The following is a 16,378-nucleotide window of genomic DNA, read 5'->3' as shown; positions in this document are numbered from 1 at the left end:
TGTGAATAAAAAGACACTGATTTTTCAGTGCCTTTAAAAGAGCTAAAATTCTAACTCTGAAACTATATGAATGGAGAATGTGAAATGAATTTTATCGTAAAGAATTTCCGTACCCTACAATCAAAATAGAGATAAACATTACAATCATTCCGACAGAAATGGTTATAATTGTTTTTTTGGAAACTCCTTTCCATTCTTTGATGATAATTCCCCATAAATTGGCAATAAAAATGATAAAGGCCATGTGTAAAATCCATGAGCTGGCACCATTTCCCATTTTACTTTCGCCCATACCGTAAAAGAAGAACTGTAAAAACCACATAGTTCCGGCAAGTGCACAGAAAATCAGGTTACGCACCACCGGTACGTTTCTTTTGGTATAATCGGTATAGGATTTATTTTTAGCAGCTAAGTACAAACACCCGATAAGATTGACTGCCATACCACCCCAAAGCACAACAATGTAGGTTACATTATTTTGAAAAAGGAATTCTCCCTGATCCGGGTTAGCTATTTTCCAGGCTTCATTGGCTGCAATTGCCATTGGCTTTCCTGCTTCCAGTCCGAAGTTGAAGCATGCACTTAAAACACCGGATATGATAGAAACGATTAATCCCAACCCGAATTTATATTCCGTTTTTACTTCTAGACCATGAGGATCTGTTGAATCGGTTTGTAACTCTTTTTCTTTCATCATTCCTGCTTTTCCACTGATGATGATTCCGATGACACAAACCAGAAGTCCCAGCAAAACAAACTGTCCCCATTGGCTGGAAAACAGCAAACCGATATTGTCTTTTCCTGTTTGCGGAGAAAATTCATAATAAATAGAAGGAACGAGTGATCCAAACACCATACAAAGCCCCAAAATAATGCTGCTTCCAAGTGCTACGCCCAGATATCTGACGCCCAAACCATAAGTAAAACCGCCAATTCCCCACAAAGCACCAAACAAAAACGTCAGTCCTAATATGGAAGAGCTTTCATTCCGAATGATATCCCAAAAACCGGGAATGGTAAGAAATGCCGCAAGTGGCGGAACAATGATCCAGGAAAAAACTCCTCCTATTAACCAATAAGTTTCCCAGGACCAGCCTTTTACTTTTTTATAGGGTAAATAAAAGCTGCCTGAAGAAAAGCCTCCTAAGAAGTGAAAAAAAACTCCTAATAATGCATTCATAATTTATCTTATGGATTGAATTTGAAAATTAATACTATGAAATCGATTGCGCATCTTGTAGTGTCATGTTGTAATATTAGTTTCTTAACGTTTCTGCTTTCTAAATCGATACATTCACTCAGTGAAAATTAACAATTTTGAATATTGGTTTATTTTAATTGATACACTTCACTTGCAGCAAGTAACAGACAGCCTAAGCCGTAATCTTCAAAATCAGGCTGCTTATCAATGGAAAGCGGCTGACCGTCTTTAGGTTCTTTTCCTGTTCCCTGAACCCAGCCTAAAAATCCATTCGGCTGAACAGAATCTTTTACAATCGCGCACCAGGCTTTTACAACAACGGGTAAATATATTTTTCTATCAATCAGTCCTTTATTAATTCCATACGCCATTCCATACACAAACAGAGCTGTTCCCGTCATTTCTTTGCCTCCGAAATTGCCAGAATCATGCAGACTTGCATTCCAAAAGCCATCTTCTCTCTGAATGGGTAGCAAAGCTGATAACAGATCTTTATAATCCTGTAAATATTCCTTATAATGCGGATCAGATTCCGGGGTATCTTCCAACGTCCGGGCCAGAGCTGCCACTACCCAGCCGTTTCCGCGGCTCCAGTAGCAATCTTCGCCATTGGGTTCTTTGTAAGGGGGAACGAAGCTTTTATCCCGCCACCAAAGTTTGTCTTTTGGGTTATATAAACCATTTCCTCCATGCTTATATTTCGTAAAGGCATACATCTCATAATTTTTATCAAAATATTTTTGTTCACCTGTAATTCTGCCCAGCTTTGTAAAAATCGGCATTCCCATTTGGAGCGCATCAATCCACCACCAGTCATCTGATTTTTTGGAGGCAATCATACTGTCCATAGAAGCTTTTACAAATTTTATTCTTTCCGGATTTTTTTTGCCATCAATTTCATAAAGATCCAGATACGTTTGTCCGCAAGCCTGGTTGTCTGCATTACGGGTATAGGTACCGCGCATCATGTCCCAATTGTGTTTTTGAGACCAGTCGATGGCGTAATCGTAATACTCTTTTTTAGGATCTATTTTATACAGAGCCATCAGTCCTTCATAGTAAACAGCCCGTGTCCATAAATTGCTTGGCCATACTTTTTTGCCGACAACTTCCTTTCCCGCATCCGGCCATTTGTTCATGAAATATTGATTTGCCCCGCGTGAAACGTCCAAAACTTCTTTTTTATCCGGAAGATTAACGTTCTTTATCGCCGTTTGTTTCTGAACTGAGCAGGAGGACAATACTCCAAACATCAACGCAAAAAAAGCGCCTCTCATTAGTACTTGCTTCATAATTATATTATTTTTTATTTTAGAAAATTAAAGGTTAAGATTGATTTAAGGTTTAACTGTATAAATATTTGGCGAAGGAATTTTTGAAACAGATTCATCCAAATAGTAATCAGTATGAGGAGGCTGGTTGTAGCCTACATTTTGCCAAACAATACTCAACCGGTATTGCGGATTATGCATCATCGTATACAAACGGTGCTTCGTAGGAATGGTAGAACTGAAAATCCGAAGTTCCTGATTATCTGATGTTCTGTAAATCAGCTCTTCCCGCCAGTCTCCAAATAAATCGGCAACCAGAGAAGGATTTCTCTTAGTGCCATTGTTAGATTCGCACTGAAAATCCTTAGCATCAAAAATGAGATTGGACTTTTCTTTATTCCAATCCCATTTTGACACAGAAGTTCCGTCTAAAATTTCGCTTAAAAAATCTCCATCCCAATAAATCCCCATATTACAGGCAGGATTTTTATCACTTATTTTTCTTCCTTTAGTATCGTAAATACCTTTCACACCAGCTCCTGAAGCCCAGGATTCTGAACCTTGATAACGGGGATCGATATTTAAAGATAGTCCTCTTCCAGGTCCCTGAAATTTACCCTGCTTACTATAAATTAAAGAAGGTAATTTCCATAAAACTTTACCCGTTGCGCCTGCTCTGAAATGAGCACCCGCATCATCAAATCTTTCCTGAATATCAAAAATTTCCAATCCTGGAGAGGAAGGATCCAGATCACCCACGTGCAGTGCATCACCATGGCCAAAGCCCGTGCTGTTCAAGACTTTCCCGTTATCATCAACTGTCATTGCACCAAAGATAATTTCATCTTTTCCATCATTATCTACATCGGCAATGCTCAGGTTATGGTTTCCCTGACCACGGTATTTTTTATTTTCTTCTGAACTTTCCGTATCAAAAAGCCATCTTAAATTGAGTTTTTTATCTTTATAATCCCAGGCAGCGATCGCTGTTCGGGTATAATAACCTCTCGACATAATAATGCTGGGTGTTTTGCCATCCAGATAAGCAACTGCACCTAAAAACCGGTCTACCCTATTTCCTTTTGCATCGCCCCAGGTTTCGGTAAGTTGTTCCGGAGTCGGATTCAGGCTGCCTTGAAATCTCGGAACAATATAATGAACGGTATCAATTTCCTCGCCTGTTTCACCATTAAAAACAGTCAAATATTCAGGACCTGAAAGGATAAATCCATTCTCATTGCGATAATCTTTGGAAGGATCCCCGATGAATTTCCCCTTACCATCTCTGCTTCCATCTGCCGTCTTCATAACGACTTCTGCTTTGCCGTCCTGGTCTAAATCATATACTAAAAACTGTGTGTAATGCGCCCCTTCCCTGATATTTTTTCCTAAGTTAATTTCCCACAAGAATTTTCCGTTCAATTTATACGCCTGAATAATGGGCTCATCCGTAAAGCCTTTCTGACTGTTGTCTCGGGATTGACCCGTCTGATGAAGGATAATTTCATATTGACCATCTCCATCCAGATCGGCAACAGAGGCATCGTTGGGCGTATATCCGACCGGCGTTTTTAAAGGAATTGAAAAATAGGGTTTTTGATTAGCAGCATATTTCGCAGAATCCTGATCAATCTCCTGATCTTTGGTATTGGATCTTACGAAATAAGTGTAATTCTTTGTTTTATCCGCCGTTGTATCTAAAAAACTGGTTTCGTTAAGCAATGCTTTTTTGTTCAGCTTTTTGCTTTTATTATTTTCAATACGATATAGATCAAACTGAATATTCTGAGGTTCTGTACCCAGTAAACGCCAGCTCACAAAAATTCCTGTTTCTGAAGGTACTGCAACAATTCCTCTTTTTAAATACTCCATCTGCCTTTGTGCTGAAAAGAGCTGTGAAAAAAGAATAATCAGTACAATAAAGTTATATTTTATATTCATAATTCTGAACTATTAAATTAATATAATTCAATCGATTGCGCAATTTATTTTGATATACTTTTCTTTATATGAATTCTATTTTGAAAAATATAATGGAAATAATTGAATTTGTCCATCCAATCCGGAAGGCTGAACTTTCCATTCGGAGGCATCAAAAGCTTTATAATTAATGTTTACAAAATTGATTTCATGATAATTACGCCATTGAATTTTATTCTGATTCATATAACGGATTCTATTCGCCATCAAATTGCAGACTTCAATCTGAATGGTATTTTTCCCTTTTTTCATATATTTCCCAATGTTGATTTCAAAAGGAATACTCCAGACAATCCCAGCTTCCTGACCGTTAACAATTACTTTTGCACTTTCATATAATTTATCGAATTTTAAAAGATAATCGTCTGCTTTTTTATTCTTCAAAACTAATGTTGTTGTATAAACACCGGTTCCTGAAAAGCTCTGTGTTGCAGAATCTTCTGAAAAGTTCGTCCAGGGTTCCGGATTTTTTAGAATCCTTGATTTTGGAAGTTCGGGACCGCCTTCTTTGAAAGTCAGCTGCCATGCTTGATTTAAACTAATAGGGGAATCTGTTTTTTCAATATAATTCCATTTTGCAATGGAATGATCAACAGTTTCAGTATTTTTTAAAAGTAAAGATTGTCCGGATTTCAGTTGAATTCTTACAGAATTGTTTTGTATTTCCGCAACTCCGAAATCTCCGTTTTCCGGATTCATGATCACGGCTTGTTTTCCTGTATAGTTTAAAGGAATCAACTGATCAATATCCTTTGCAGTATGATTAACAATGAAATAGTATTTCCCACCGTCAAACTGTCTCCTCACAAACTTCAATCCGGTTTCCGTTAATTGTTCTTTTTGTATTTTTAAATATTCCAAGCTTTTTTCAATATCAGAACTTAAAACAATTTTTCCTTTTCCGAAGCTTGCAGTTTTTATATTTTCTCCCTGATCCTGAAACTTGATCTGAGCCCACAATGATTTCAGTTCTGCTCTTCTTTTTTCAACTTCAAAATTTCCGGAAATATCTTTTGGCTCATTTTGAAAAATAACCGAAGCGCCATTTTGAGCTAATTTGAGAATATGATGTAACGTAGTTTCCGGCAAATAAGTTAATTCAGGAATAATTAAAACCTGGTAGGAAGATCCTTCTTTTGTGATCTGAATTTTCCCGCTTTCCGATTGGGATTCGCCAATCATCTTGTCAGAAATCATATCAAGAGAATAACCCATTTTGCTTAAATTCGTTAGATTCTTATACATTGGAGTTGGCTGCAGCCATTTTTCCACGTTATGAACTTTAAATGCGATATCTTTTCCATTCGGATTAGCCCATTGGTCATAAATTGGCCAGTATATCAACAGTTCATTATCAGATTTCCCGCTCTGCAAAACACTTTGAGTACGGGCAATATAAGAATTTAATCCTGTTAAGTGTGGCCACAAACTGTTTTCCGGAACAAAATTAACCGAAGCATAAAACAACCATCCCGGAAAAGGAACATCTGCCGGTGTATACGTTGTACCGTGATAAAAAATGTGATTGATTCCCGATAGAAAAACCTGCTCCACTTCGGGTTTTGCCTGCGACCAGGAAGTTTTAAAATGCTCTGTAAGCCAGGTAAAAGTTTCATTTGAAATTAATTGTTTACCCGTAACATTGGCAGCCGATGAAGCAAATTTCAGCATATTAATATCCGGTTTATCAGATTTTTGCACATCTGCACTGTCTCTTCTCAGCCCCGGAATATCGAAAACTGTACTTCCGAAAGTTTCAGACTCCGGAATATCGACTGCGGCATATAAATCAAGTAAATTTCCGGGTGATCCATGCGCCTGATTGGTGTTTTTTGAGTTTTTGGAATGAACCCAGTTTGTAAAATCCTTAGTAAAATTGCTCAAAATCAATTCGCTTAGGGTTTCTCTGTAATCTGACTTAATTCTACCTGTTCTCTCGTTTTCTTCGTTACTGACAAGATATTTAATGTATGGACTCAGGTCATATCCTCTCCTTTTCTTAAATTCATTTTTAAAATCAGGAGTCCAGTCGGCATTATAAACCTCATAACTGTCATTAAAAAAAGAACGGATTCCATAGTTTGAGTTTCCAAAAGCTTTATCGAAAGTTTTAAGATAATCTTTCGTTGCATCAGGTGAGAAATGGTCTAGTGTATACCCTTCACCACCTGGAGCTGCACGTTTTACTTTTTGTAAAGTTTTGCCTGTAAAAACAGCATAAATTGTCCATTTCCCGGAGTCCGGATTCCAGTTGAGAGAGCCGTCATTTGTTATTTTATCGGTTAAAACAACTGCTTCATTTTTTTCATTGTAAGCCGTAACAATATCTAATTTTATTGTTTTTAAATTCTTCTGTTTTTCATCTTTGAGAATGATTTTTTCTGAAAATTTTTCACCTGATGAAATTGTGTATTTCTGAACAATCATTTTTGTAGCTGCATCTTCTTCGTCAACCTGCGGACCGCCGATTGGCCAGCCTGTTCCTACAGCCATATCAACTCCCATATTCAAACTTTTTGCTTTGTCTGTGGTGAATTGAAGCATTTTCATCCACTCCGGAGAAAGATAATTGATGTACTGATTTTCAAAGCCTTTTGCTCCATAAATGGGAACGATTTCTACGCCTCCGAAACCTGCTTTACTAAGTGCCGTCAGTTCTTTATCCAATCCTTTTTCATTGACAGCATTTCCCATCCACCACCATCGTGTCCACGGCTTTGCCGTTTCAGTGCTTTTTGGCCACGGATTTTGTGCGGGAAGATTCCCAAACGCAAAACAAAATATGCCTGCCTTTACTATAGATTGAATATTCATTTTCTTACTTTTTAGTTTCCATCCGGTTTTAAAGATTCCATGAAGATACTTTCCGGCCAATAGAATTTTTCGAAGGGATCAGGTTGATTTAAATCGAAACCTTTATATTTTTTGGAAATAAACCTAGTTAAAGGCTGCTTCTGATCGACAATACTTTTTATGACACATTTTGCCAGTTCATAAGCACCATACGTATTAAAGTGAGTGTCATCTGCCAAAGCATCCGGCTGATTGGGATAAGTATTTGCAGGATAATAGATAAATGCTTTTTTAGAATTTTCCGGTCCCAACGCTTCAAAAAGCGTTTTACTCATTACATTCAGGTCGATTAAATATACATTTTCTTCTTTGCTAATTTCCCGCATCGCAGCAGGAAAATCATCAAGAGTATTGACAATCTTATTATTCTTATCAAAAACTCTTCGATTCATTGATGTAACTAAAACGGGAATCGCTCCCAATTGTTTTACTTTATTAATCCATTCCTGTAATCTTTTTCTATAACCAGATTTTGTGCTGTTCCCATACTTCTGATCATTATGCCCAAACTGGATGAACAGATAATCTCCAGGCTTTATTTTGTTCCAGATTTTATCAATCCGATGGCGGTCTTCAAAAGCTTTCAAAGTTTCTCCGCTTTCGGCGTAATTGGCAATAGCAACTTCTTGCGGAACAAAAAAACAGGGCAGCATTTGTCCCCAGGATGCCCAGGGTTCATACTGCGCATCTACAACCGTGGAATCTCCTGTGAGGTAAATTGTTTTCGCAGTTTTGTTGGGCTGAATGGTTATTGCACAAATTTTTGGAGCTTTACCGTTAAATTCAATCGTCAATAAGTTGTCCCAATGTAAATATTTTCTTTCTCTTGGTTTTATTTTTACAATTCCAATTTCAACTCCATCCTGATTACGGAGAATGCTGTCTTTAACATGAACGGTGATCAGTTTTTCAACTATTTCACCTCCTTTTGTTTTCACATCATCTAGCATTAAACGGCGGTTTTCTACACGAACTGTTGTTTGGGAAGTTCCTTTAGAATCGCCTAAATTTAACTTAATATCATAATTCCCTTCCCGAAGTACCACCGAAAAATAGAAAGGTCTGTCGCTGGTAATATAATCTCCCGTTAAAACGTTTCCTCCTCTGTCGACTGATTTTAAACCGGAAATATCCATGAATCCATAGCCTGCTTTCCTGTCGAATTCAGAATGTTCCGTGATGGGAATAAAACCATCCTGAACTCTTCTTCCACCAAAATCAAATTTAAAATTGGTTTGCTGGGCAAACATCGATGAACAAATAAAAATGGTTATAATTCTTATCCAACTTTTCATAATCACTCCATTAAAAATATTGGCTCCACCATTAATTCAAAAATTTCTATTCGCTTGTATGCTTAGAAACCGTCCCAATTTAAATTGAGAATGCAATAATTGGGAGCATAAGCATACCGGGACGAATATTTTAGACAAAGAATTCATTTTGCTGCAATGTCGGAATCATCTTTCTTATCATAAGACTGGTCTAGCGAGGCAACCTGAGTAACATTTACTTTAACTTTTTTCAAATTTTTAATAGCCTCCAAATTCTCCTCTTTAGGTTTTAACGCCTTTATCTTCAGATTATCCAACGTGAAATCTGTCAAATCATACAAGTCAGATTTTTCAACATCAAATGCCGTTTCACAACTGATGTCAATATTTTTGATCAGAATATTGTTCGCTAACGATTTTTTAGGTCTTTCCTCTCCTTTCAAATCGAAAAATTGGTTCCAGCCTTTTACATACAAGAAAGTTTTGACATTGCCCGTGATATTTTCAACGGTAATATATTCGTAATGCTGAGGAGTATCCGGTCTCATTTTAAGGTGGAGCAGTCTCGAAGCATCTTTCACCTTTGAGTTGCGCAGAATTACGTTATAATTGTGGATAGATTCGCTGCCACAAGTGAGAACACTGTGACAAAACCCAAAGCTGTTATCTTCGATGATGATATTTCTGTTTTCACCATTTTCAGGAGTTTTATCTGCTTTCGGGCCTTTTCCGCCTTTTAATGCAATGGCGTCGTCGTTCACCGACATATAGCAATTTTTAATCAGGAAATTCGTGCAGGCATCAATATCAACAGCATCTGTACTTGGTGCTTTTACCGGTTCTTTTGGTGCAAAAATTGTCAGGTTTAACAATTTTACAAATTCACTTTTATAATAATGAGTACTCCAGAAAGGAGAATTTTTTATGGTAATCCCTTCAACCTGAACGTTTTTAGAATTTGAAATATAGATAATTCTTGGTCTCATTTCGTCCATATTGGTACACTTAGGGTTCCACTGGCGTCTTTTCCAGAATGCTTTCCAAAAGCGCAATCCGTTTCCATCAAGTGTTCCTTTTCCCGAAATAGTAAAACCATTCAATCCATCTGCATTGATTATTGCAGGAAAATATTTTACCGTCTGCCCTTCCATTCTTGTTTCCACAACCGGAAAGTCACTGATATCATCGCTTCCTTTTAATTTCGCACCGTTCTCCAAATGCAAATGTGTTCCCTGTTTGAAGAATACAGAACTGATCAGGAATGTTCCTTTGGGTACAATAATTACACCGCCTCCATTTTTAGCCGCAAGATCAATGACCGCCTGAACCTGTTTTGTCTGAAGAATCGTACTGTCGTTTTTCACTCCATTATCGGTAAGAATATATTTTTTACCTAATTTACTGATGTCTGTAGGTTTATTTTCTTTAAACCATTTTGGAATTATGGTGCCGTCGGGAAATTTATCCTGGCTTTTTATGCCCGATGAAAACAGTAAGAATATCAACAGAGATAATAAAAAGCTTGATGTATTTTGAGATTTCATAATTTATTTTTTATTGTAGAATCTGATTTTTCATTAATAAAATTCAGCACCCAAAAGAATGGCAAAATAAAGGAATATCATTTAAATAAAATTTATTCCGTTTATTTTTACAAAAAATCAGCAAATAATCTTCAACTGTATAACGAAAATTATTCTTTCATTTCATTTTCATAAAAGTATACATTTTAGGATTTGGCGGTATCCTGCTCTTTCATGTTGATTAATTTGCGATGATTTATCCCTCATTAACATCTACCAAAATATAAATTAATCATCAATTTGCGCAATCGATTGCTCAATATTGGATAATTAAAGCCCTTTTTAGTTAAAGTTAATTACTCAATTTATCTAATTTAATTGGAAATAAAGCATGTAAAAAATAATTAATTAAAGTTAAAATACTGAATTACAATAATTTAAAATTAAACAATAGTAAAAATTAACATATTTATAAAAATCCTCGGTATAATACATAAAATTATTACATTTAAAGCATTACAATTATTAATAATTAATGAAGTTTATAGGTTATGATGTAGGAAGCTCATCGATAAAGGCTTCCATCGTAGATGATCAGGGTAAATTAATTGCCCATGCCAAATACCCGGAACATGAGATGTCAATAGATTCTCCAAAAGCAGGCTGGGCAGAGCAAAACCCAGATGAATGGTGGCAAAATCTCCGGATTCTCACACAAAAAATAATTGCAGAGAGCAAAATCCACAAAAATGAGATTAAAGGAATCGGTATCTCCTATCAGATGCATGGATTAGTATTGATTGGAAAAGACAAACAGGTCCTGTGTCCGTCAATTATATGGTGTGACAGCCGGGCTGTGGAAATTGGCGACCGGATTTTTAATGAGATCGGAGAAAAAAAATGCATGAGAGAACTGCTTAATTCTCCGGGAAATTTTACGGCATCCAAACTGAAATGGATACAGGAAAATACCCCCGAAATCTATGACAAGATCTGGAAATTTATGCTTCCGGGAGATTTCATTGCATTTAAGCTCAGTGGTGAAGCAACAACTTCTGTTACAGGACTTTCAGAAGGTATACTTTGGGATTTTGAAAAACATGAAGTTTCGAAAACAATGCTGCAACACCTGGGAATTGAGGAATCCTTTGTCTCTGATATTGTGGAAAATTTCACTGAACAATGCTATGTTTCAAAACAGGGAGCAGAAGAAAGTGGTCTTCCCGAGGGAATTCCTGTTTATTACCGAGCCGGAGATCAACCCAATAACGCATTTTCCCTCAATGTAATGAATCTCGGAGAGATTGCCGCAACAGGCGGAACTTCCGGAGTTGTTTATGGTGTGACTGACAATATTAAATCAAAGGAATCTGTAAGAATTAATAATTTTGCCCACATTAACCACACAAAGGAACAACCGAGAATCGGGAAAATGCTTTGCCTCAATGGTGCGGGAATCCAGTACAGCTGGCTTCGACATCAGGTGGACCAAAAAAGACACAGCTATCATGAAATTAATGATTTAGCTTCAAAAATACCGATCGGTTCCGATGGAGTTATTGTCCTGCCCTTCGGAAACGGAGCAGAGAGAGTGCTGCATAATAAAGATATTGGCTCGTCTGTTTTTAACCTGAATTTTAACCGTCATAAAAGCGAGCATCTTTTCCGGGCGGGATTGGAAGGTATTGCCTTTTCTTTTGTTTACGGAACAGATATTTTAATGTCTGATGGTCTTCAGAAAGGTATTATAAAAGCAGGCGGTGACAATTTATTCCGTTCTTCTTTATTCACACAGACCATTACTACTATTTTGGATACTGAAATAAGAATTATAGATTCCACAGGTTCTACAGGCGCTGCAAGAGCCGCAGCCATGGGAGCCGGAGCATTCAAATCGCAAAACGAGATCCTGACTGACAAAGACATTTTAAAAAGCTATTATCCTGATACTAAGAACTATGAACAGTACAAGTATAGTTACGAGAAATGGAAATTAAAACTATTGCAAAATCTAAATCATTAAGAAATTTTCAAACACATTAATGCAATCGATTGCATTAATGTGTTTATCTAAATAAAACTAAAATATATGGCAATTACAATGGGCAACAAAGAGTATTTCAAAGGAATTGGAAAAATTCAATTTGAAGGAAAAGAATCTGACAATCCTCTGGCTTTCAAAATTTATAACGAGAATAAAGTCGTTCGCGGGAAAACGATGAAAGAATATTTCAAATTTGCAACAGCTTACTGGCATACATTCTGTGCAACGGGTGGAGATCCTTTCGGAGTGGGAACACAGCATTTTGAATGGTTAAACGCAACTGATGTTAAGCAAAGAGCAACAGAAAAAATGGATGCGGCTTTCGAATTTTTTACAAAACTGGGTGTGCCTTACTACTGTTTCCACGATTATGATTTAATTGATGAAGCGGATAATTTTAAAGAATCAACCAAAAGAATAGAATTTATAACCGATTATGCCAAAGAAAAGCAGGCAGCTTCCGGAGTAAAATTACTTTGGGGAACTTCAAACTGTTTCTCCAATCCCCGATTTATGAATGGCGCAGCTACAAATCCATCCTTTGATGTGTTGGCTTATGCCGGAGGACAGGTTAAAAATGCTTTAGATGCAACGATTAAGTTAGGCGGAGAAAATTATGTTTTCTGGGGTGGCCGTGAAGGATACATGTCTTTACTGAACACCAACATGAAACGTGAACTGGAACATATGGCAAAGTTTTTACACATGGCAAAAGATTATGCACGTTCGCAAGGGTTCAAGGGGACTTTCTTTATTGAGCCAAAACCAATGGAGCCTACGAAACATCAATATGATTTTGATGCTGCAACCTGCTTAAATTTTCTTCGTCAATATGATTTGCTGGATGATTTCAAGCTTAACCTTGAGGTCAATCATGCAACTTTAGCCCAGCATACTTTTGAACATGAATTACAAGTAGCAGCCGACAACAACGTTTTAGGAAGTATTGACGCCAACCGCGGAGATTATCAAAATGGCTGGGATACAGACCAGTTTCCTGTTGATTTATATGAAATGACTCAGGCGATGCTGGTGATTATTCAGGCAGGAGGTTTTCAGGGTGGAGGTGTAAATTTTGATGCTAAAATCAGAAGAAACTCAACAGATCTGGAGGATATTTTCATCGCTCATATCAGTGGAATGGACAATTTTGCAAGAGCTTTCCTGGCTGCAGATGCTATTTTAGAAAAATCAAAATATTCTGAAATCAGAGCTAACAGATATGCTTCTTACAATAACGGAAAAGGTAAAGATTTTGAAGAGGGGAAATTATCTCTTACTGACCTGGCTGCCCATGCGGAAGGACTTGGAGAAATAGGCAGAGAAAGCGGTAAGCAGGAATATCTGGAAAGCCTGATTAATCAGTATTTATAAACAAATGCCGTTAACAAAGTATCTAATTTTTAACAACTAAAACTATATGAGACTATGCAAATAATAGATTCGGGCCCGAAATATTCTTCAGGAACAAAGGCAGAAATCAACATGGTATATGTCACCATGCTTACCTTGGTTGCCACTTTGGGTGGGCTTTTGTTCGGATATGATACAGCCGTCATTTCGGGTGCAGAAAAATCCATTCAGGAATATTTAATTATTCCATTGGGACTGAGTTCATTGGCTCATGGAGCCACTATTTCCAGTGCATTGATAGGGTGCGTTATCGGAGGGGCCGTTTCCGGATATTTTTCAACCAGATTAGGAAGGAAAAAATCACTGATGATAGCTGCGTTTTTATTTTTCATCAGTGCTTTGGGAGCTGCCTATCCTGAGTTTTTATTTTTTAAGCAGGGCGAACAATCAATGGGGGTTTTGCTGGCTTTTAACTTTTATAGAATTATTGGAGGAATTGGTGTTGGCCTTGCTTCAGCGGTTTGCCCGATGTATATTGGAGAAATAGCCCCTGCTGAAGTACGAGGAAGATTGGTTTCTCTAAATCAGTTTGCCATAATTTTTGGGATGCTGGTGGTGTATTTTGTCAATTGGGGTATTGCCGACGGAAAATCAGTAGAATGGATCAACGATATCGGCTGGCGTTATATGTTTTTATCCCTGACAATTCCGGCTGCCTTATTCGGGATTTTACTGTTTTTTGTTCCGGAAACTCCCCGATATTTAACCTTAACTAAAAAAGATGATGAAGCGCTTAAAATTTTAACAAAAATTAATGGGCAGCTTCGGGGACATGAAATTTTTCAGGAAATTAAGGGAACGGTTGTCCAGCATAAAAGTGAGCTTTTTGCATTCGGGAAAACAGTTATTATTATTGGAATTTTACTTTCTGTTTTTCAGCAGTTTGTGGGAATTAATGTAGCTTTATACTATGCTCCGAGGATTTTTGAGAGCATGGGTGTTCATAAAGATGCTTCAATGCTGCAAACTGTTGTTATGGGATTGGTTAACGTCATCTTTACAGTGGTTGCTATTTTCACGGTTGATAAATGGGGAAGAAAACCATTACTGATCGTAGGTTCCATAGGAATGGCAATTGGAATGTTTGCCATTGCAATTTTCTCTTATTTGCATATTATTGGGATTGCAACTTTGGTTTTCATCATCATCTATACCGCATCTTTTATGATGTCCTGGGGACCGATTTGTTGGGTTTTGATCTCAGAACTTTTCCCTAATAAAATCAGGGGGGCAGCAATTGCGGTTGCAGTTGCTGCTCAATGGGCAGCCAATTACCTCATCTCTTCCACCTATCCTTTTATGATGGAATTTAGCGGAGCTTTTACTTATGGTTTTTACGGAGTGATGAGTGTTTTATCATTGTTTTTTGTATGGAAAATGGTTCCGGAAACTAAAGGAAAATCTTTGGAGGAAATTGAAAAACTTTGGAAAAGATAATTATTTTTTTAGATCAATAATAGCCATGGGGACATCGGTTTTCGGTGTCCTTTTTGGTTAAACTAACCGACCTTTTTTATTATTAAATCAAATTTTTGTTGTTAATAAGCTTGATTTCCAGCGAATCCGGTTTTTATTTTAAATGAAAATTCAACCCTATCTTAATAAAAATTAGCCAATTCAATATTTTTTAGGTTTAATCTGATTTTAATCACTCTTAATCTTGTATAAAATCTCAATATTTCCTTTTTGATAGACATAATTTGATTAAATTTACCACTATAATGTATGTTATCCCAGACATACCCAAAACTTCAGAAAAAGCATGTATGAATAAGAAAAATGCCACAATATATGACATCTCGAAAAAGCTTAACGTAAGTGTGGCAACTGTTTCCAGAGCACTGAACGACCATCCGAGAATAAGCCAGGCAACAAAAGATTTGGTAAAGAAAACGGCCAAAGAAATGAACTACAAGCAAAATAACCTTGCCAAAGCTCTGAAAAGCGGGGAAACAAAAAATGTAGGAATTATCGTGCCTTATATTAATACCAATTTCTTTTCATCCGTAATCCGTGGAATTGAAGAAGAGCTTTCTCCACATGGTTATCATGTAATTATCTGCCAGAGCCACGAAGATGTAACTATTGAAAAAAGACACTTAAATACTCTGCTTAATGCTCAGGTTGATGGGATTTTCATGTCTGTTTCCAAGACGACTATTGATACCGAACATATTCAGAATATTCTGAGTTCCACCAATACTCCTATTATATTTTTTGACCGTAAAAAGGATATTTCAGGAATCAGTACAGTAACTATTGATGATTTTCGTGGTGGTTATATGGCGACTGAACATCTGATTAATGAAGGGTACAGAAATATTTGCCATTTCTCCGGCGACTTAAATCTGGAAATTTATGAGAACCGTCTGAAAGGTTACAAACAGGCTTTGATGGACCATAATTTAAGCATAAAGGAAGAAAATATTATCACAACCGGAAGTTCAATCGATGAAGGGATTGATGCGGTTAAAAAACTTTGGGATAAAAAGTCTGTTCCGGATGCCATCTTTTCATCCAGTGATTTTGCTGCGTTAGGTGCTTGCCAGGAACTGAAAAAACGTAAAATCAAAATCCCACAGGAAGTTGCTGTTATTGGCTTTTCTAATGAACCTTTTACACAATTTATGGAGCTTCCGATAAGTTCTGTAGATCAGACTCCCCTGACGATGGGGAAAATGGCAGGACAGGTTTTTATTGAAAACGTAAAAGAAAATGGTTCCGGGGTTTCTATTGAGAAAAAGGTGGTTTTGGCACCACAGCTTTATATCAGGAAGTCTTCGAAAAGGAGGTAGTTTTTTATAAATTTCTTTTGTCTT

At 37.0% G+C, this 16,378-nt stretch carries 10 protein-coding genes; 4 read left to right on the top strand and 6 right to left on the bottom strand.

Going from position 1 to position 16,378, the window contains the following annotated elements; translation table 11 throughout:
• Positions 1 to 91: 91 nt before the first annotated feature.
• The 6 genes from rhaT to FN817_RS03000 form a co-directional block, all read right to left on the bottom strand.
• Positions 92 to 1,180, bottom strand: coding sequence for an L-rhamnose/proton symporter RhaT (rhaT, locus tag FN817_RS03025; protein ID WP_142716658.1), 1,089 nt, complete (start codon positions 1,178 to 1,180; stop codon positions 92 to 94).
• Positions 1,181 to 1,329: 149 nt separating this feature from the next.
• A complete protein-coding gene (locus FN817_RS03020) occupies positions 1,330 to 2,493 on the bottom strand; it encodes a glycoside hydrolase family 88/105 protein (RefSeq protein ID WP_185149889.1) in 1,164 nt (387 codons plus the stop codon).
• Positions 2,494 to 2,538: 45 nt separating this feature from the next.
• Entirely contained in the window at positions 2,539 to 4,413 is a 1,875-nt protein-coding gene (locus FN817_RS03015; protein WP_142716656.1) for a rhamnogalacturonan lyase, read from the bottom strand.
• A 75-nt stretch (positions 4,414 to 4,488) separates the two neighbouring features.
• On the bottom strand, positions 4,489 to 7,266 hold the full coding sequence (locus tag FN817_RS03010; protein WP_142716655.1) for a glycosyl hydrolase: 2,778 nt from the start codon (positions 7,264 to 7,266) through the stop codon (positions 4,489 to 4,491).
• Positions 7,267 to 7,277: 11 nt separating this feature from the next.
• Positions 7,278 to 8,600, bottom strand: coding sequence for a rhamnogalacturonan acetylesterase (locus tag FN817_RS03005; protein ID WP_142716654.1), 1,323 nt, complete (start codon positions 8,598 to 8,600; stop codon positions 7,278 to 7,280).
• A 143-nt stretch (positions 8,601 to 8,743) separates the two neighbouring features.
• Positions 8,744 to 10,123 carry a rhamnogalacturonidase gene (locus FN817_RS03000; protein WP_228451456.1) on the bottom strand — a complete coding sequence of 460 codons (1,380 nt, stop codon included), beginning with the start codon at positions 10,121 to 10,123 and terminating at the stop codon, positions 8,744 to 8,746.
• Between the two features lie 514 nt (positions 10,124 to 10,637).
• Here FN817_RS03000 and FN817_RS02995 point away from each other — a divergent pair.
• The 4 genes from FN817_RS02995 (at position 10,638) to FN817_RS02980 (ending at position 16,354) form a co-directional block, all read left to right on the top strand.
• The gene (locus FN817_RS02995; RefSeq protein WP_142716653.1) at positions 10,638 to 12,125 is read left to right on the top strand and encodes a xylulokinase; all 1,488 of its coding nucleotides are present in this window, start codon (positions 10,638 to 10,640) and stop codon (positions 12,123 to 12,125) included.
• 66 nt (positions 12,126 to 12,191) lie between these two features.
• Entirely contained in the window at positions 12,192 to 13,520 is a 1,329-nt protein-coding gene (xylA, locus tag FN817_RS02990; RefSeq protein ID WP_142716652.1) for a xylose isomerase, read from the top strand.
• Between the two features lie 54 nt (positions 13,521 to 13,574).
• The gene (xylE, locus tag FN817_RS02985; protein ID WP_142716651.1) at positions 13,575 to 14,996 is read left to right on the top strand and encodes a D-xylose transporter XylE; all 1,422 of its coding nucleotides are present in this window, start codon (positions 13,575 to 13,577) and stop codon (positions 14,994 to 14,996) included.
• A gap of 329 nt (positions 14,997 to 15,325) precedes the next feature.
• The gene (locus tag FN817_RS02980; RefSeq protein WP_142716650.1) at positions 15,326 to 16,354 is read left to right on the top strand and encodes a LacI family DNA-binding transcriptional regulator; all 1,029 of its coding nucleotides are present in this window, start codon (positions 15,326 to 15,328) and stop codon (positions 16,352 to 16,354) included.
• Positions 16,355 to 16,378 lie beyond the last annotated feature (24 nt).

Source organism: Chryseobacterium rhizoplanae, assembly GCF_900182655.1.
GTDB lineage: Bacteria > Bacteroidota > Bacteroidia > Flavobacteriales > Weeksellaceae > Chryseobacterium > Chryseobacterium rhizoplanae.
The sequence above is the reverse complement of the archived record's forward strand: the minus strand, read 5'-3'. Positions and strand labels throughout refer to the sequence as shown.